Genomic DNA, 16,368 nt, shown 5'->3' with positions numbered 1-16,368 from the left:
GGCACGCTTGCAATGTTGGAGAATGAAATGTTCTTGTTTTGTTCGAAAGGCAATTCGGGCCTGTCGACAAGCGAGGACGATAATCATGACAGTCAATGTGAAGGACGCCCCCTATTCCGCCACCGGCGACGGGGCGACCGACGACACCGCCGCGATCCAGGCAGCACTGAACGACCACTGCCGGATCTTCATTCCTGCCGGCGTCTACCGGATCGATCCGTCGGTCGGCCTGGTGCTGCGGACGGGCAGCCAGATCGTCGGCGAAGGGCGCGGCGCCACTATCCTGCACGCGTTGCACGGCGGCGGCTCCATCGCGCAACTCGCTGCCTATGGCGGCGGATCGATCCTCCGCCGCGCCTTCAGTCCGAACGCCACGAACGACTATGTCACCGACGTGGTGCTCCGCGACTTCGGCGTGGTCCTGACGCATCCAGCCGGCAGCATCACCACCACCGAAATCCAGATCGGCATCGATCTGCGCAACATCACCCGCTCGATCGTCGAGCGCGTGCATGTCGGCAATCTCGCGCCCGAAAACGGCATTTTGAGCAAACTCAAGACGCCCGACTACAAATATGACGTCCAGGGCTATGGCATCGTGATCGGCAACATCAGCAGCGGCGTCACGCTGCCCGGGCCGGACAAGCTGAAGCCCTATGCCGGCGGAGAAGTGAACACGATCCGCAACTGCGCGGTCTGGGGGGCGTACAAGCTGATCACCCAGGACGACGGCGATCTCTGCCCGCTCTCCGCGGCGCATGCGACCACGATCGATACTTGCGACCTTCAGGCCGGGCACCACATCCTTGTCCAGGAAAGCCCCTATGCCACAGGCAATGCATGGCGCGGCAACACCCTGCAGGCCGTGGTCAAGCAGACCGGCAACGCCAACCCCAGCTTCCTGCTCCGGGTCGAGGGGTATAACAATCACATGGCCGACGGCTATATCGAGGGTCAGGACCGGACGGGTGGCGTGCCCCAGCTCGACTATTTCCTCTATCTCGGCAACAGCTCGCAGAACAACCGGATCGCGCTTCCCTATTTCGCCTATTCGTCGCTCGCCGCACAAATGGTGGACAATGGGCGGAGGAACATCGTGACCGGATACGAAGCCGAGCCGCAGTTCACCGACCATGACAACGATCCAGCCACCCCGCCGGTGGAAACGTCCAAGGCTTCGTTCGGCCCGGCCTTCACGCTCTATGACGGGGCGCATGCCGAACCCTGGGTGAAGTTCCATTGGGACGGCACCCAAATGGTGATCGATGGCGGCCAGGGTGCCTCGGTGGTCCGCGTCGGCGTGGGCGACTATCTGGTCAACTGGGACAAGCCCTTCCGAAGCAACGACTATGCGCTGGCGGCGTCGCTCAACACCGACGCGTCCGGCCATCCGGGCTCGATCACGCTCGGCAGCCAGACCGCAGCGAATGCCCGCTTCTACACCTATATCGATGCCGGTGGTCCGCTGGCGCAGGCGGATCCGCAGTTCCTGTACGTATCGGCCAGGAATAGCTGATTCCGCTCCGCTCCTGCGCGTTCGCGCGCAGGAGCCTCAGCCCTCCACCCAATCCTTCGCCGCGATCCCCTGCGCATGGAGCAGCGCGGTCAGGTCGCCATGGTCGATCCGCACGCCCGCCGCCGCCGCGACGATCGGCTTGGCGTGATAGGCCACGCCCAGCCCGGCCTCGCGGATCATCGCCAGGTCGTTGGCGCCGTCGCCCACCGCCAGCGTTCCGTCCATCGCCAGCCCCAGCTCGCCCCGCACCGCGCGCAGCGTCTCCAGCTTGGTGTTGCTGTCGACGATCGGCCGCTCGACCGTCCCGTCCAGCGCGCCGTCCGCGATCACCAGCCGGTTCGCGATGACGCGGTGGAAGCCGATCTCCGCGCCCACCGGCTCGGCGAAGCGCGTGAACCCGCCCGATACCAGCACGCAGGTCGCGCCCCGCGCCCGCATCGTCCGCACCAGCGCCTTCGCGCCCGGCATCAGCTTCACCCGCTCGGCCAGGCACTGGTCGATGGCGCTTTCGGAAAGCCCCTTCAGCAGCGCCACTCGCGCGTCGAGCGCGGCGCCGAAATCCAGCTCGCCGCGCATCGCGCGCTCGGTCACTTCCGCGATCCGCGGCTTGATCCCGGCATAATCGGCAAGCTCGTCGATGCACTCCACGGTGATCATCGTCGAATCCATGTCGGCGACGAGCAGCTTCTTCTCCCGCCCCGCGGCCGGCTGCACCGCCACGTCGCAGGCCGGGAACGCGCCTTCCAGCGCGGCGCGCGCGGCATCGGGATGCAGGGCGAATTCGAGATCGGCCGCTCGCCCCGCGTCGATCCAGCACGACGCTCCCGGCGCACAGCCCGCCGCCGCCAGCCGGTCACCCGCCTCGGAAAGCTGCCCCGCGGTCAAACCCTCTGCTATAAGCGTCGCAATGAACATCGGATCCCCTGACCTGCCTTTGGTGGCGCTCATCGCAGGGCCGACCGCGAGCGGCAAGTCCGCGCTCGCCCTCGCGCTGGCCGAAAAGCATGGCGGCGTCGTGATCAACGCGGATTCGATGCAGGTCTATGCCGACCTCCGCGTGCTCACCGCCCGCCCGTCGGCCGAGGAGGAGAAGCGCGCCCCGCACCGCCTGTTCGGCCATGTCGACGGCGCCGAAGCCTATTCCGCCGCGCGCTGGGCGGCCGAGGCGCGCTGCGCCATCGCCGAGGCGCATGCGGCGGGCCGCCTGCCCATCCTGGTCGGCGGCACCGGCATGTATCTGCGCACCCTGGTCGAGGGCATCGCACCGGTGCCCGAGATCGATCCGGAAATCCGCGCCGCGGTGCGCGCCATGGCAGTCGCCGACGCGCATGCCGAGCTGTCCCGGCACGACCCCGAGACCGCCGCCCGGCTCAAGCCCGCCGACACCGCCCGCGTGTCCCGCGCGCTCGAAGTCGTCCGCTCCACCGGCAAGTCGCTCGGCACATGGCAGGCGGAGCGCCACGGCGGCATCGGCGGCGAGGTGCGCATCGCCGCGCTGATCCTGCTGCCCGACAAGACCTGGCTCGCCGACCGGATCGATCGCCGCTTCCGCCACATGGTCCAGGTGGCGCGGAAGGAGGTCGAGGCGCTGCTCGCCCGTACCGACATACCGGACGACGCCCCGGTGCTGCGCGCGATCGGGGTGCGGGAGATCGGCCTGGCGCTCTCGGGCGAGAGCAACATGGACGAGGCGCATTTCGCCGGCTCGCTCGCCACCCGCCAGTATGCCAAGCGCCAATATACCTGGTTCCGCCGCCAGCCTCCGCCCGAGTGGGAGCGCACGAACGAGACACAAACGAACAGACTCATTGAGCAATTCGAAACAAAATTACTATAATGCGGCTTGACGCGTAGTTTTCGTGCAGCTAGCAGCGCCCTTCGGCGGTGCGTTTTGCACTGCAACCAACGGAGGCCGATGTGACCGAGAAGAGTGGAGCAGACATCCTGATCGAGACGCTGTGCGATCTCGGTGTGGAAGTCGTGTTCGGCTATCCCGGCGGCGCGGTGCTCCCGATCTACGATGCCATCTTCAAGCAGGATCGCATCAAGCATATTCTCGTCCGCCACGAGCAGGCGGCGACGCACGCGGCCGAGGGCTATGCCCGGGCCACGGGCAAGCCGGGCGTCGTCCTCGTCACGTCGGGCCCGGGCGCGACCAACGCGGTCACCGGCATCACCGATGCGCTGATGGATTCGATCCCGATGGTCGTCATCACCGGCCAGGTCCCCACCGGCCTGATCGGCACCGATGCCTTCCAGGAGGCCGACACGGTCGGCATCACCCGCCACTGCTCGAAGCATAATTATCTGGTGAAGGACCCCGCGCGGCTGGAGCCGACGATCCGCGAGGCCTTCTACATCGCCACTTCGGGCCGGCCGGGCCCGGTGGTGATCGACATTCCCAAGGACGTCCAGGTCGCGACCGCGCGGCGCGGCGAGAACGCCCCGATCTCGCACAAGACCTATCGCCCCCAGGTCGAGCCCGATGCGGCGGCGATCGAGAAGGCGGTCGACATGCTGGCCGCGGCCGAGCGGCCGATCTTCTATACCGGCGGCGGAGTCATCAATTCCGGCCCCGAGGCCGCGCGCCTGCTGCGCCAACTCGCGGAGATCACCGGCGCGCCGGTCACCTCGACGCTGATGGGCCTCGGCGCCTTCCCCGCCTCGGACGAAAAATGGCTGGGCATGCTGGGGATGCACGGCACCTACGAAGCCAATATGGCGATGAACAAGGCCGATCTGATCATCGCGCTGGGTGCCCGTTTCGACGATCGCGTCACCGGCCGCCTGGATGCCTTTTCGCCGAACAGCGCGAAGATCCATGTCGATATCGACCGGTCGAGCATCAACAAGAACGTCCGGGTCGACCTGCCCATCGTGGCGGACGTCGGCCGGGCGCTCCAGGCGATGATCGACGCGTATCAGCTTCGCAAGCATCCCCGTCCGGACCTGACCGAATGGTGGAACCGCATCCAGGGCTGGCGCCAGACCCGTTGCCTGGATTTCCAGGAAGCCGATCCCCAGGTCATCATGCCCCAGCGCGCCATCAAGGCGCTGTGGGAAGCGACCCGGGACAAGGCGCCGATCATCACCACCGAAGTCGGCCAGCACCAGATGTGGGCCGCCCAGCATTTCGACTTCGAGGATCCCAACAAATGGCTGACCTCGGGCGGCCTGGGGACGATGGGCTATGGCCTGCCGGCCGCGATCGGCGCCCAGCTGGGCAATCCGGACGCGCTGGTGATCGACATCGCCGGCGAAGCCTCGATCCAGATGAACATCCAGGAGCTGGCGACGGCGACCCAATATCGCCTGCCGGTCAAGATCTTCATCCTGAACAACGAATATATGGGCATGGTCCGCCAGTGGCAGCAGCTGACCTATCAGTCGCGCTATTCGGAGAGCTATAGCGACGCGCTGCCCGATTTCGTGAAGCTTGCCGAAGCCTATGGCTGGAAGGGCATCCGCATCGAGACGCGCGACCAGCTCGACACCGGCATCGCCGAGATGCTCGCGCATGACGGGCCGGTGCTGGTGGACTGCATGGTGGCCAAGCTCGCCAACTGTTTCCCGATGATCCCGTCGGGCGCCGCCCATACCGAAATGCTGCTCCAATCGGCCGAAGTCTCGGGCGAGATGGACGACGAAGCCAAGGCGCTGGTCTGATCCCATGCATATCAAGGAAGAAGCAGCCGAGCGGCACACGCTCGCCGTCATCGTCGACAACGAGCCGGGCATCCTCGCCCGGATCGCCGGCCTGTTCACGGCGCGGGGCTACAACATCTCCTCGCTTACCGTGTCGGAGATCAGCGACGACGACCTGATCAGCCGCATCACCATCGTCACCGAGGCGTCGGCCCCGGTGATGGAGCAGATCATCGCCCAGCTCGAACGGCTGGTGCCGGTGCACAAGGTGACCGACCTCACTGCCTTCGGCCCGCATGTCGAGCGCGAGCTGGCGCTGGTGAAGGTGGCGGGCACCGGCGAGCACCGGATCGAGGCGCTGCGCCTGGCCGAAGTCTATCGCGCCCGGGTGGTCGACGCGACGACCGCGAGCTTCGTCTTCGAAGTCACCGGCGGATCGGAGAAGCTGGACAAGTTCGTCGAGCTGATGCGCGACCTCGGCCTGGTCGAGGTGGCGCGCACCGGGATCGTCGCGATCGCGAGAGGGGCCGAGGCGGCATGATCACGAGAGGTCTGGTAGCGATCGGCCTGTTGGCCGTGAGCAACGGCGTGAACGCGCAGACAGCCCCGCCGGCCGGAACGCCCGGCTTTGAGGACATGCTCGCGGGGCAATCGGTCCTCAAGATGAATGGCGCCTGCAACCGCTTGACGACCCCGGAGGGCGATCGGACGCCCGAATGCGATAAGCAACTGATCAACATCGCGTTCGCAAGTGGCAATTCCACCTTCCTCGCGACCATGGAAGGCAAGGGCAGCATATCGTTTCGCGGCAGGGACAGCGCCGCCAGGGGCGATGTCGCCACCATAGCGCTCAGGTCCGTCATTCTGACCGGGACCGATCTTTCTTCCCCGCCCGTCGAAATCAAGGCGAAGGGCCAATGCACCTATACCAACCCCCACAAGGGGCCGATCCAGGTTGAATGCTCGGCCAATACCGCCAAGGGCAAATACGAGCTTTCGTACGTGTCCGACGGCGTCTGGCCGCCGAAATAAACCGACCAACACCGGCTAAAGCAAAAAAGGGCTATATCAATGCGTGTCTATTACGATCGCGATGCCGATCTGAACCTGATCTCGGGCAAGAAGATCGCCATCCTCGGCTATGGCTCGCAGGGCCATGCCCATGCGCAGAACCTGCGCGACAGCGGCGTGAAGGAAGTCGCCATCGCGCTGCGCCCCGGCTCGGCCTCGGCCGCGAAGGCGGAGGGCGCGGGCTTCAAGGTGCTGCCGAACAAGGAAGCCGCCGCCTGGGCCGATATCCTGATGATCCTCGCTCCCGACGAGCACCAGGCCGCGATCTGGGAGAACGACATCAAGGGTAATCTGCGCCCCGGTGCCGCCCTCGCCTTCGCCCATGGCCTCAACATCCATTTCGGCCTGATCGAGGCCCCGGCGGATATCGACGTGATCATGATCGCGCCCAAGGGCCCGGGCCACACCGTGCGCAGCGAATATGTCCGCGGCGGCGGCGTCCCCTGCCTGATCGCCATCCACCAGGATGCCAGCGGCAACGCGCATGACCTCGCGCTTGCCTATGCCTCCGGCGTGGGCGGCGGCCGTTCGGGCATCATCGAGACCAATTTCCGCGAGGAATGCGAGACCGACCTGTTCGGCGAGCAGGCCGTGCTCTGCGGCGGCGCCACCGCGCTGGTCCAGGCCGGGTTCGAAACGCTGGTCGAGGCCGGCTATGCGCCGGAAATGGCCTATTTCGAATGCCTCCACGAGCTCAAGCTGATCGTCGACCTGATGTATGAGGGCGGCATCGCCAACATGCGCTACTCGATCTCGAACACCGCCGAGTATGGCGACATCAAGACTGGCCCGCGCATCATCACCGAAGAGACCAAGAAGGAAATGAAGCGCGTGCTGGCCGACATCCAGTCGGGCCGCTTCGTCAAGGACTTCGTGCTCGACAACCGCGCCGGCCAGCCCGAGCTGAAGGCCAGCCGCATCGCCGCCAAGCGCCACCCGATCGAGCAGGTCGGCAGCGAACTGCGCGCGATGATGCCGTGGATCGGCGCCAACAAGCTGGTAGACAAGGAAAAGAATTAAGGAGAGGGCGTGCGGCGCCGGGCTTTGACAGAGGCCCGGCGCCAGCCGCTGCGACAGCCACCGGACATTGCCCGCGGGATCGCCCGGGCCGCCAAGCGCCCATCCGGGCCCCATGCGCCCGGTCGGCCAACAGGCGGGGAAACGCCTGACAAAGCCCGGCGGAGGCGTGTCGTTCCTTCCCGCCGGACGGTTCCCGCGGCGCGATATCGGACTATAAGCATCGCAACCGCAGCGAGGAACGGGGGCTGACTTGAACGAGACCGACGAAGGCCGGGGCGGCGTCAATCGCGTGGAAGCCTTTTCCGACGGCGTGATCGCGATCATCATCACGATCATGGTGCTCGAGATGAAGGCGCCCGAGGAACCGGGGCTGGCGCATCTCTGGGCGCTATGGCCGGTCTTCACCGCCTATGTGCTCAGCTATGCCTATGTCGCGATCTACTGGGTGAACCACCACCGCATGTTCGCCCATGCCACGCGGATCACCAACGACCTGCTCTGGGCCAATATCGCCCTGCTCTTCACGCTGTCGCTGGTGCCCTTCGCCACCGCCTATCTGGGCGAGCAGCATTTTACGCATGACGCGGCGCTGGTCTATATGTGCGTGATGATGCTGCCGAGCTTCGCCTATGTGTGGCTCCAGGCGGTGATCCGGCGCACCGGCCGGCAGGACGCGGCGGCGCAGGCCTATCACCACCGCACCCTGCGCAAGGGCGCGGTGGCCTCCGCCATCTATGCGAGCGGCATCGCCCTCACCTTCGTCTCGCCCTGGGCGGGGCTGGCCTGCGCGGCGCTGGTGGCGGTGCTGTGGTTCCTGCCCAAGAGCCCGATCGACGCGCTGTTCGGAGAGTAAGGCGGAGCTACTTCTTTCCCCGGCGAAGGCCGGGGCCCAGGCTTGAATTCTAGGGCGTGGCGATCCGATCGTAGAGATCGTCCCAATCTGGATTCATCGTTTCGATCTCGCGCAGCTTCCAGAGGCGTTTCCACTCTTTCATCTGTTTCTCGCGATGTCGTGCCGCTTCGAGGCTCTCGAAGGCCTGATACCAGACGAGCAGCTTGCACCCATATTTCTTGGTGAAGCCCTCGACCACTCCGTTCCGATGCTCCCAGGCTCGCTTCGCGAGGTCGCTGGTCGCGCCGATATACAGCGTGCCGTTTCGCCCGCTGGCCATGATGTAGGCATAACCCCGTAGCTCCACGCTCAGACTCCAAGTCTGGGCCCCGGCCTTCGCCGGGGAAAGATAAAGTCCGCCCTCCCCCAACGAAAAGGGCGCCCCGGTCTCCCGGAGCGCCCCATCCCTGGCCGATGGCCCGATTTAGAAGCCGAACCGCAGCCGCGCGCCATAGAAGCGCGGATAGCCCGGATAGCCGTTATAGTTGCCGGTCTGCTCCGGCACCGCGAAGCCCGAGATGAAGTAGAAGGTGTTGGTGAGGTTCTCGACGAACACCTCGCCACGGATCTTCCCGTCGTTCGACTGCAGGCCGATCGAGCCGTTGATCAGCCCATAGCCCTCGTTGCGGATCGCCGTGTGGCCGGTCACCGGATCGGGGTTGCTCGAAGGGATGTCGACTTCGCTGTTGTAGCGGGCATCCATGTGGATCAGGCCCTTCAGGCCGCTGGTGATCTGCGGCTCCCAGGTCACCGAGCCGGTCACCGTGTGCCGCGGCTGGTTCTGGAACTGGCGGCCCTCCTGCCCCTGCAGCGGCGTGCCGGTGAAGTTGTTCGACTTGGAATATTGGGCGTCGATATAGCTGTAGCCCAGCTGGAAGGTCAGGTTCTTGGACGGCCGGATCGACGATTCGATCTCGACGCCCTTCGAAACGCTCTTGGGAACGTTCTGGACGACGAAGTTATTGCCCGAGAACACCAGCGACTGCAGGTTGTAGAAGTTCATGTAGAAGGCGGCGATGTTCAGCGAGAAGGCACGGTTCGGGCTGAACTTGGTGCCGATCTCGAACGCGTCGTTGGTCTCCGCCCCGAAGCGCAGGTCGCGGCCCTGCGGGCCGTTGCCGCCGAGCAGCACCGAGTCGAAGGTCGCCTGGTCGAGATTATAGCCGCCCGACTTGTAGCCGTGATCATAGCTTCCGTAGATCAGCAGCCGGTTCGAGAGCTTGTAGGCCAGCTTCACGGTGCCGGTGATCTTGTCGTCGGTGAAGCTGTCGGTGTAGTTGCCGTTGAACTCGGTGTTGATCGCCGGGTTGCAGCTCAGCAGATACAGGTTGTTGAAGATACCGAGCTGCTTGAGCAGGTTGGCATAGGCGGTGGCCGCCGGATTGCCCGCGCGCACCTGGTTGAAGAAGGTGCAGCTGCCGGTGTTGTTGTTGATCGAGGCGTTCATCGCCTTGCGCTCATGGTTCCAGCGCGCGCCAAGGGTCAGCGAGACCTTGTCGGTGATGTTGACGATATTGTGGGTGAACAGCGCGAAGGCATCGGTCTTCACGCCGAACTGGTCGTTGTTGTTGCCCTGCCCGGCAACGGCGCCCGGCAGCGGCGAGGCGGCCAGCGCGGCGAGGCCGGGGATCGGCGTCGAGGGGAAGCCCGGGATCACGCAGAGGCTGCCCGGCGCCGTGCCCGCCTGGGCGCGGAAGCAGCCGACCAGCGGCGCGAGCGTGGCGCCATAAACGGCCTGGAGCGCCGCCAGCGAGTTCGGCACCGCCGGGTTGAGGAACACCGCGCCCGGCGTCGGCACCGTCGGGCCGAGCGAACCGTAGAACTGCACCTTGCCGCCGAAGGACGGGCCGGCGAGCGCATTGAACACCGAATCGACGTACAGATTGGCGTCGTTGCCCACCCGCACCGTGTCGGTCAGGTCGTTCTGCTCATGCAGGTAGAAGCCGCCGACGAGCCAGTCGAGCACCCCGCCAAAGGCCGAGCCCTGGAGGCGGACTTCCTGGGTGAAGTCCTTCAGGCGGGTCTTGTAGCCGTCGCGATAGGCGCGATCGATGCCCGAGAAATCAATGTCCTGGCTGCGGAGCGCGCGCCAGTCGCGATAGGCGGTGATCGACGTCAGCTTGACGTCGCCCAGGTCCCAGTTGAGCTCGCCCGAAAGGCCCCAGTCCTTCACCTTCTCGCCATAGTTGCGATTGGGCGACGCGGCCTGGATGCGATCGCTGGGCTGGCCGGTGTAGATGCCGACCCGGCCCTGCGACGCGGCGATGCCGTTGATCACCTGGGCAAGGCCGCCGCGCACCACCGAGACGGTGGCGCAGCAGACTTCGTTGGTCTCGTAATAATCGCCGATCAGGCGGAAGGTCACGTCGCCCTTGTCGAGCAGCGCCTGGCCGCGCAGCGCCCAGCGATCGATGTCGTTGAAGCGGCGGTCGCTATTGGCGTCCTTGATATAGCCGTCACGCTTCCGGTAGGTGCCGTCGAGGCGCAGGGCGAGGCCTTCGCTCACCGGGCCGGTGATCGCGCCCTTGACGCCATAGGCGTTGTAGTTGCCGTAGGTGCCCTCGATATAGCCATGCGTCTCGAACTGCGGCATCGCGGTGTAGATGCTCAGCGCGCCGGCCGAGGTGTTGCGGCCGAACAGCGTGCCCTGCGGGCCGCGCAGCACTTCGACGCGCTCCAGCTCGGGCAGTTCGGAGATGGCGACGCCGGCACGGGCGCGGAACACGCCGTCGATGAACACGCCGACCGCCGGCTCGAAGCCCGGATTGTCGCCGCCCGTGGTGATGCCGCGCAGATAGATGGTGGTGCCCGTGGCCGAGGACTGGCCGGTCGAGCTCTGGATCGAGGGCGCGAGCTGCTCGAGATCGCGAATATTGTCCACGCCCGCATTCTGCAGCTCGGCGGCGCCGATGGCGGTGATCGCGATCGGCACGTCCTGCACGGTCTCGTTACGGCGGGTCGCCGTGACGACGATCTCGTTGGCCGAGGTATATTCCTGGCTGTCGTCCGCAGCGGCCGGCGTCGCGGTCTGCTGCTGGGCAAAGGCGGGCGTCGCGAGGAACAGCGTGAGCGCAGTCGCCGCGAGCAGGTCGATCTTCTTCATCGGGTGCATCCCCCTCCTTGGGCGCCGGCCGGCTGCTACCGGTCACGGCGTTGCTTTTATCGCCAGCGAAACTAACGCTGCATTTTTCAGCCCGTCAACGGGGATAAGGGCCGGAACTCCGCAGTTTCCCGCCGTTTTTCTCGATGAGATACAGTTGAGCCACACCCGGTTTCTGCAAGAACCGCAGATGCCGTAGCGTAAAGCCCGGAAGTCGCGAGGAAGAGAAGAAAATGGTGCATGATCATGAGGGACCCGAGGATGGCGACATCGTTGCGCCGTCGGCCAAAATTCCGGTCCCCGCCGAAGTCTCGGACGCGATCCGCACGCTGATCCGCTGGGCCGGCGACGATCCCGGGCGCGAAGGACTGCTCGACACCCCGCAGCGCGTCGCCCGCGCGTGGAAGGAATATTGCCAGGGCTATGACGAGGACCCCGCGCATCACCTGAACCGCGTGTTCGAGGAAGTGGGCGGCTATGACGACATCGTGCTGCTGAACGGCATCCCGTTCCAGTCGCACTGCGAGCATCACATGGCGCCGATCACCGGCAAGGCCTCGATCGCCTATCTGCCCAAGGACCGCGTGGTCGGCATCTCGAAGCTCGCCCGGGTGCTGCACGGCTTCGCCAGCCGGCTCCAGGTGCAGGAACGGCTCACCGCGCAGGTGGCGGACTGCATCTGGGAAAGACTGCGCCCGCAGGGCGTGGCGGTGGTGATCGAGGCAACGCATGGCTGCATGACCGCGCGCGGCGTGCGCACGCCCGGCGTCGGCATGGTCACCAGCCGGATGATGGGCGTGTTCCGCGACGACGAGCGCAGCCGCCAGGAAGTGCTCAAGCTGATGGGCTATTGATGCGGGTTCTCGTCACCGGCGGCGCGCGGCGGATCGGGGCGGCAATCGCCCGCCGGCTGGCGCTGCGCGGCCATGCCGTGGCGATCCACCATCACCATGCCCCCGACGAGGCCGAGGCGCTGCGCGCGCAGATCGAGGCCGAGGGCGGCACCGCCTGCGTGGTGAGCGGCGAGCTGACCGAGGCGGAGACCGCCCCGGCGCTGATCGCGGCGGCCCGGCAGGGCCTGGGCGGCGCGGTGGAGGGGCTGGTCAACAACGCCTCCCAATTCGCCTGGGACGCCCTGCCCCTCACCGATTTCGCGCTGCTCGACCGGCACATGCGCGTCAATTGCGGCGCCCCGGTCGCGCTCGCTTCGGCGCTGGCGGCGCAGGACGATCTCGATCAGGGCGCAGTGGTCAACCTGCTCGACCAGAAGCTGGCCAATCTCAATCCGGACTTCCTCACCTACACGCTCAGCAAGGCCGCGCTCGCCGCCGCCACCGAGCTGCTCGCCCGCGGGCTGGCCCCGCGCATCCGGGTGAACGCGGTCTCGCCGGGCCTCACCCTGCCCAGCCTGGACCAGACGGCCGAGGAGTTCGCGGAGCATGCCCGCCAGAACCTGCTCCAGCGCCCCGTCGCGCTCGCCGACATCGCGGCTGCCGTCGAGCATCTGCTCACCGCCCGGAGCATCACCGGCCAGAACATCTTCGTCGATTGCGGCCAGCGCTTCCTCCAGCGCGACGGCGACGTGATGTTCGAGGGGCGGGAGCGTCCGCATGGCTGAATACACCATCCTGCTCGACGGGCTCGAGGTGGCGATGGGCCTGGGCATCCATCCCGAAGAGCGCGCCGCGCCCCAGCGGGTGACGCTGCACGTCGCGATGACCTGCCGCTATCCCGCGCTCCCGGAAGACCGGATCGAAGCGGTGGTCGATTACGACTTCCTGCGAACCGGCATCCACAAGCTCGCGGAATCGCGCCATTTCGAGCTGCAGGAGACATTCTGCGAGCAAGTCGCGGCGCTGGCATTGGCGGACGCGCGCGTGGTTCGCGTCACCGTCCGCTCGATGAAGCTCGACATCTATCCCGATGCGCGCATCGGCTGCGAGCTGACCCGGGAGCGCAATCCGGGCTAGGGTGAGAACCCAGGCAAGCATTTGATTTTCTGCCGTCATCCCCGCGCAGGCGGGGATCCAGGATAGCATGGGATGATCGAAGCAATCACGCGGGGCTTGCCGGAAACGGCAAAGTGAGCGTCGCGCGCCTTGCCCCTGGCCCTGGATCCCCGCCTGCGCGGGGAGGACGGGAGGGAATGGCCGGGATCACCGACGAGGGAATGGCCGGGATGACCTGCGCGGAAATATGAGTCCCCAGCGCAGGCCAGCCGCCCGTGCCTACACCCGGTTGGCTGCGCTGAGGACCGCGCGCACCGAAGCCGTCGCGATGTCCGCATCGATGCCCACGCCGAACACGGTCCGCCCATCGGCGGCACGGCATTCGACATAGGCGGCCGCCTGTGCATCGGCGCCGTGCCCGATCGCATGCTCGCTATAATCGACCACGTCGAGCGCCGGCCCGGTCGTGCCCGCCAGCGCATCGATCACGCCCGAGATCAGGCCGTTGCCGCGACCGGAGATCGACCGCGTCTCGCCGTCCACCGCGATGCGGCCGACGAACACGCGCTGCCCCGCGGCGCCCGTCTCCTCATAGTCGACCAGCGCGAACCGGTCCTTCTCGCCCGGCAGATAGGCCTGCTCGAAACGGCCCCAGATATCCGCGGCATTGAGCTCGCGGCTGGTCTCGTCGGCCAGCGCCTGGACGTGGCGCGAGAAGTCCGCCTGCATGCGCTTGGGCAGCTTCAGCCCCTTGTCCTGCTCCAGCACCCAGGCGACGCCGCCCTTGCCGGACTGCGAGTTCACCCGGATCACCGCCTCATAGTCACGGCCCAGATCCTTGGGATCGATCGGCAGATAGGGCACGTCCCAGAATTCGTCGTTGCGCGCTTCCTGCGCCGCGAAGCCCTTCTTGATCGCGTCCTGGTGGCTGCCCGAAAAGGCCGTGAACACCAGGTCGCCGGCATAGGGGTGGCGCGGGTGGACGGGGATCTGGTTGCAATATTCGACCGTCTGGATCACCTCGTCGATGTTCGAGAAATCCAGTCCCGGATCAACGCCTTGCGTGTACATGTTGAGCGCCAGCGTCACCAGATCGACATTGCCGGTGCGCTCGCCATTGCCGAACAGGCAGCCCTCGACCCGGTCCGCGCCCGCCAGCAGGCCCAGTTCCGACGCGGCGACGCCGGTGCCGCGGTCGTTGTGCGTGTGCAGGCTGATGACCACGGTCTCGCGGCTGCGGATGTTGCGGCAGAACCACTCGATCTGGTCGGCATAGATATTGGGCGTCGCCGCCTCGACCGTTGCCGGCAGGTTGAGGATCAGCGGCTTGTCGGTGGTCGGCCGCAATATGTCCATCACCGCCTCGCAGACCTCGACCGAGAAATCGAGCTCGGCGGTGGAGAAGGTCTCGGGGCTGTATTCGAAATGCCAGTCGGTGTCGGGCTGCTTGGCGGCTTCGTCGCGCAGCACCTTGGCGCCGGCGATGGCGATCGCCTTGATCTCCTCGCGGCTCATGCCGAACACGATACGCCGCCATGCCGGCGAGACGGCGTTGTAGAGGTGGACGATCGCCTTCCTGGCGCCCTTGAGCGACTGGAAGCTGGTCTCGATCAGGTCCTGGCGCGACTGGGTGAGCACCTGGACGATCACGTCGTCGGGGATCCTGTCCTGCTGGACCAGGCCCGAGATGAAGTCGAACTCGGTGGCGCCGGCGCTGGGGAAGCCGACTTCGATCTCCTTCACGCCCACCTTGCAGAGCAGCTCGAAGAAGCGAGTCTTCTTCTCGGCGTCCATCGGGTCGATCAGCGCCTGGTTGCCGTCGCGCATGTCGGTCGACAGCCAGCGGGGCGCCTTGGTGATGGTGCGGCTCGGCCATTGGCGGCCGGGCAGGTTTACCTGGGGGAACGGACGGTATTTGATACTCGGATCGCGCAGCATGACAGCTCTCTCTCGGCTGGAGACTTGGGTTCAGACCTTTGAAATGCCCTTAGGGGCGTGCGCGTGCGCGTCCGGCCCCTAAGGGCGGATAAGTCGCAGTCCGAGAAGCGCGCGAGCCGTCATGATGGGCTCCCCTTAGACAAGCCCGCGCGGCCTTGTCCACCTCACATTGTGTTTGTGGCGGCCGTAGTATCGCTATTCGCCGCTTCGTCCGCGGTGGCAGCGGCGGCGTTGGCGGCAGCGGCCGGGGCGGCTTCCTCCGCCGGCGTCTCGCTCGCCCTTGGGCTCGGCGTGGCGACGATCTCGGCCATGGGCGGCGGGTCGGAATAGTTGGTGCCGGTGGTTCCACCGCCGCCGCAGCCCGCCAGAATCAGCAACCCGCCGAGCACCAGACCGCGCATCCCGCTCTCCCCTTTCGCCGTGAAATTGCACGATAGCACGGCATTTTCCCCACTCCTACCGGCCGTTTAACCCCAGTTATCCCCGAAATATCGCTCTCCGGGCCCGTCTCGGCGCATCTGCTCTCTAGACAGACGCGTTTTGGCACGATCAAAGGGTTGCAGGTGAGGACGAATGCTCTCACCGCGGTACATCGTAGGCACGAAAAGCGGCGGAAGGGTTCGCACACGCCGCTGGCGCCCACGAAGGCATAGCCCGTCCAGGGCAGGAACAGGAGAAGACTTTATGGCCGAGACCAAAGCACGCGGCGGTATCGCCAAGCCGGTGACCCCTTCGCCCGAGCTGGCCAAGATCACGGGCTCCGCGGACCTTCCGCGCAGCGAAGTCGTCAGCAAGCTGTGGGACTATATCAAGAAGAACAACCTGCAGAACCCGGCGAACAAGCGCGAGATCATCGCCGATGACACGCTGCGTCCGATCTTCGGCACCGACAAGGTGACGATGTTCGAGATGAACAAGCACATCGCGAAGCACGTCAAGTAAGCCGGCCGGGGCCATGAGGCCCTGCCGCTGAACATGCGAAGGGCGGGTTCCCTGGGGGAGCCCGCCCTTTTGCTTCAGGAGATACCAATGGCCGAACGTTTCGAACGCCACCGCCAGCCCTGGCGCCCCGACGAGGTCCAGAAGCTCCACACGCTGGCGAAGAAGGGCATGGCGCTGAAGGCCATCGCCAAGGCGCTCACCCGCAGCGAGGAATCGGTGAAGGAGCGGGCCAAGCTCGACGGGCTCAGCATCGCCAAGCTGCACTAGCTTGCGGCGCACGGCCGCTTGCCGCGGG

17 protein-coding genes are annotated in these 16,368 nt (G+C 66.0%); 12 read left to right on the top strand and 5 right to left on the bottom strand.

Translation table 11 applies throughout. From position 1 onward, the window contains the following. Positions 1 to 85: 85 nt before the first annotated feature. Positions 86 to 1,516: a glycosyl hydrolase family 28-related protein gene (locus tag OMP43_RS04090; protein ID WP_280278460.1), complete on the top strand. Its 1,431-nt coding sequence runs from the start codon at positions 86 to 88 to the stop codon at positions 1,514 to 1,516. A 36-nt stretch (positions 1,517 to 1,552) separates the two neighbouring features. Here the strand turns inward: OMP43_RS04090 and serB are convergent, their stop codons facing one another. Then, entirely contained in the window at positions 1,553 to 2,431 is an 879-nt protein-coding gene (gene serB / locus OMP43_RS04085) for a phosphoserine phosphatase SerB (RefSeq protein WP_280278459.1), read from the bottom strand. Here serB and miaA point away from each other — a divergent pair. The 6 genes from miaA (at position 2,424) to OMP43_RS04055 (ending at position 8,105) form a co-directional block, all read left to right on the top strand. Continuing rightward, a complete protein-coding gene (gene miaA, locus OMP43_RS04080; protein WP_280278458.1) occupies positions 2,424 to 3,353 on the top strand; it encodes a tRNA (adenosine(37)-N6)-dimethylallyltransferase MiaA in 930 nt (309 codons plus the stop codon). The two genes, serB and miaA, sit on opposite strands and share 8 nt — an antisense overlap. Before the next feature lie 80 nt (positions 3,354 to 3,433). Next, positions 3,434 to 5,182, top strand: coding sequence for an acetolactate synthase 3 large subunit (locus tag OMP43_RS04075; protein ID WP_280278457.1), 1,749 nt, complete (start codon positions 3,434 to 3,436; stop codon positions 5,180 to 5,182). Between the two features lie 4 nt (positions 5,183 to 5,186). Then, a complete protein-coding gene (ilvN, locus tag OMP43_RS04070; RefSeq protein ID WP_280278456.1) occupies positions 5,187 to 5,702 on the top strand; it encodes an acetolactate synthase small subunit in 516 nt (171 codons plus the stop codon). Next, entirely contained in the window at positions 5,699 to 6,193 is a 495-nt protein-coding gene (locus tag OMP43_RS04065) for a hypothetical protein (protein WP_280278455.1), read from the top strand. The genes ilvN and OMP43_RS04065 overlap by 4 nt, the downstream gene beginning before the upstream one ends. Before the next feature lie 39 nt (positions 6,194 to 6,232). Beyond that, complete coding sequence (gene ilvC, locus OMP43_RS04060) at positions 6,233 to 7,252, top strand: ketol-acid reductoisomerase (RefSeq protein ID WP_086128978.1); 1,020 nt, start codon at positions 6,233 to 6,235, stop codon at positions 7,250 to 7,252. A 250-nt stretch (positions 7,253 to 7,502) separates the two neighbouring features. Further along, positions 7,503 to 8,105 (top strand): TMEM175 family protein, encoded by a 603-nt coding sequence (locus OMP43_RS04055; RefSeq protein ID WP_280278454.1) that lies wholly within the window; start codon positions 7,503 to 7,505, stop codon positions 8,103 to 8,105. Positions 8,106 to 8,154: 49 nt separating this feature from the next. Here OMP43_RS04055 and OMP43_RS04050 read toward each other — a convergent pair whose 3' ends face one another. Together OMP43_RS04050 and OMP43_RS04045 are read right to left on the bottom strand one after the other, a co-directional pair. Continuing rightward, positions 8,155 to 8,451, bottom strand: a complete 297-nt coding sequence (locus OMP43_RS04050; protein ID WP_280278453.1) for a GIY-YIG nuclease family protein — start codon at positions 8,449 to 8,451, stop codon at positions 8,155 to 8,157. A 117-nt stretch (positions 8,452 to 8,568) separates the two neighbouring features. Next, positions 8,569 to 11,247, bottom strand: a complete 2,679-nt coding sequence (locus OMP43_RS04045) for a TonB-dependent receptor (protein ID WP_280278452.1) — start codon at positions 11,245 to 11,247, stop codon at positions 8,569 to 8,571. A gap of 230 nt (positions 11,248 to 11,477) precedes the next feature. Here OMP43_RS04045 and folE point away from each other — a divergent pair, with 230 nt between their 5' ends. The 3 genes from folE to OMP43_RS04030 are packed head-to-tail and all read left to right on the top strand — an operon-like array spanning position 11,478 to position 13,214. Further along, complete coding sequence (folE, locus tag OMP43_RS04040) at positions 11,478 to 12,098, top strand: GTP cyclohydrolase I FolE (RefSeq protein WP_280278451.1); 621 nt, start codon at positions 11,478 to 11,480, stop codon at positions 12,096 to 12,098. Beyond that, positions 12,098 to 12,862 carry an SDR family oxidoreductase gene (locus OMP43_RS04035; protein WP_280278450.1) on the top strand — a complete coding sequence of 255 codons (765 nt, stop codon included), beginning with the start codon at positions 12,098 to 12,100 and terminating at the stop codon, positions 12,860 to 12,862. Before folE ends, OMP43_RS04035 begins: the two co-directional genes overlap by 1 nt. Further along, on the top strand, positions 12,855 to 13,214 hold the full coding sequence (locus tag OMP43_RS04030) for a dihydroneopterin aldolase (protein WP_280278449.1): 360 nt from the start codon (positions 12,855 to 12,857) through the stop codon (positions 13,212 to 13,214). The genes OMP43_RS04035 and OMP43_RS04030 overlap by 8 nt, the downstream gene beginning before the upstream one ends. A gap of 258 nt (positions 13,215 to 13,472) precedes the next feature. Here the strand turns inward: OMP43_RS04030 and leuA are convergent, their stop codons facing one another. Continuing rightward, positions 13,473 to 15,131, bottom strand: coding sequence for a 2-isopropylmalate synthase (gene leuA / locus OMP43_RS04025; RefSeq protein ID WP_280278448.1), 1,659 nt, complete (start codon positions 15,129 to 15,131; stop codon positions 13,473 to 13,475). 164 nt (positions 15,132 to 15,295) lie between these two features. Next, on the bottom strand, positions 15,296 to 15,532 hold the full coding sequence (locus tag OMP43_RS04020; RefSeq protein WP_280278446.1) for a hypothetical protein: 237 nt from the start codon (positions 15,530 to 15,532) through the stop codon (positions 15,296 to 15,298). Positions 15,533 to 15,815: 283 nt separating this feature from the next. On the opposite strand from OMP43_RS04020, the gene OMP43_RS04015 reads away from it, so the two are divergent. Together OMP43_RS04015 and OMP43_RS04010 are read left to right on the top strand one after the other, a co-directional pair. Next, positions 15,816 to 16,073 (top strand): SWIB/MDM2 domain-containing protein, encoded by a 258-nt coding sequence (locus tag OMP43_RS04015; protein ID WP_280278445.1) that lies wholly within the window; start codon positions 15,816 to 15,818, stop codon positions 16,071 to 16,073. A gap of 87 nt (positions 16,074 to 16,160) precedes the next feature. Then, complete coding sequence (locus OMP43_RS04010; protein ID WP_137862246.1) at positions 16,161 to 16,340, top strand: hypothetical protein; 180 nt, start codon at positions 16,161 to 16,163, stop codon at positions 16,338 to 16,340. The last annotated feature ends 28 nt before the right edge of the window (positions 16,341 to 16,368 follow it).

Source organism: Sphingomonas sp. CBMAI 2297 (assembly GCF_029870595.1).
Lineage (GTDB): Bacteria > Pseudomonadota > Alphaproteobacteria > Sphingomonadales > Sphingomonadaceae > Sphingomonas.
Note: the sequence above shows the minus strand (reverse complement) of the source record. Positions and strands in the feature narration are given on the sequence as shown.

Excerpts from the sequence above, each read along its gene's own strand:
- OMP43_RS04090 (WP_280278460.1), top strand. The coding sequence starts at position 86 with ATGACAGTCAATGTGAAGGACGCCCCCTATTCCGCCACCGGCGACGGG.
- miaA (WP_280278458.1), top strand. The coding sequence starts at position 2,424 with ATGAACATCGGATCCCCTGACCTGCCTTTGGTGGCGCTCATCGCAGGG.
- serB (WP_280278459.1), bottom strand. The coding sequence starts at position 2,431 with ATGTTCATTGCGACGCTTATAGCAGAGGGTTTGACCGCGGGGCAGCTT.
- ilvN (WP_280278456.1), top strand. The coding sequence starts at position 5,187 with ATGCATATCAAGGAAGAAGCAGCCGAGCGGCACACGCTCGCCGTCATC.
- OMP43_RS04065 (WP_280278455.1), top strand. The coding sequence starts at position 5,699 with ATGATCACGAGAGGTCTGGTAGCGATCGGCCTGTTGGCCGTGAGCAAC.
- ilvC (WP_086128978.1), top strand. The coding sequence starts at position 6,233 with ATGCGTGTCTATTACGATCGCGATGCCGATCTGAACCTGATCTCGGGC.
- OMP43_RS04045 (WP_280278452.1), bottom strand. The coding sequence starts at position 11,247 with ATGAAGAAGATCGACCTGCTCGCGGCGACTGCGCTCACGCTGTTCCTC.
- folE (WP_280278451.1), top strand. The coding sequence starts at position 11,478 with ATGGTGCATGATCATGAGGGACCCGAGGATGGCGACATCGTTGCGCCG.
- OMP43_RS04035 (WP_280278450.1), top strand. The coding sequence starts at position 12,098 with ATGCGGGTTCTCGTCACCGGCGGCGCGCGGCGGATCGGGGCGGCAATC.
- OMP43_RS04030 (WP_280278449.1), top strand. The coding sequence starts at position 12,855 with ATGGCTGAATACACCATCCTGCTCGACGGGCTCGAGGTGGCGATGGGC.
- leuA (WP_280278448.1), bottom strand. The coding sequence starts at position 15,131 with ATGCTGCGCGATCCGAGTATCAAATACCGTCCGTTCCCCCAGGTAAAC.
- OMP43_RS04020 (WP_280278446.1), bottom strand. The coding sequence starts at position 15,532 with ATGCGCGGTCTGGTGCTCGGCGGGTTGCTGATTCTGGCGGGCTGCGGC.
- OMP43_RS04015 (WP_280278445.1), top strand. The coding sequence starts at position 15,816 with ATGGCCGAGACCAAAGCACGCGGCGGTATCGCCAAGCCGGTGACCCCT.
- OMP43_RS04010 (WP_137862246.1), top strand. The coding sequence starts at position 16,161 with ATGGCCGAACGTTTCGAACGCCACCGCCAGCCCTGGCGCCCCGACGAG.